At 44.5% G+C, this 308-nt stretch carries 1 pseudogene; it reads left to right on the top strand.

The features are described from left to right. Nucleotides 1-308 (top strand): annotated as a pseudogene (locus IQ457_RS13495) (IS982-like element ISPsma1 family transposase); the annotation flags it as partial.

Here is a 308-nt window from a genome sequence, read left to right as displayed (position 1 = left end):
ATGGTAGAGCAATATTACAAAATAGTCGTCACCCAGCCCTTGCGAGGTGCAGGTTACGCGCCAAAGCTAAGTGATCCTGAGATCATTTGCATGGAGATGGTCGGTGAATTTTTACACCTTGATCAAGACAAACAAATTTGGCAATACTTTACCCAGCATTGGCAAGACTGGTTTCCAGCCATCGGCTCATACCCTAACTTCGCAAAGCATTGCGCCAATCTGTGGCAAGTCAAACAGCAGATACAAGATAAAGTCAGTCAAATTGAAGGCCGTAACAACATCCATTTTATGGATGGCTTTCCGATACC

The organism is Psychrobacter sp. M9-54-1 (assembly GCF_016613355.1).
Classification (GTDB): domain Bacteria; phylum Pseudomonadota; class Gammaproteobacteria; order Pseudomonadales; family Moraxellaceae; genus Psychrobacter; species Psychrobacter faecalis.
The sequence above is the reverse complement of the archived record's forward strand: the minus strand, read 5'-3'. Positions and strand labels throughout refer to the sequence as shown.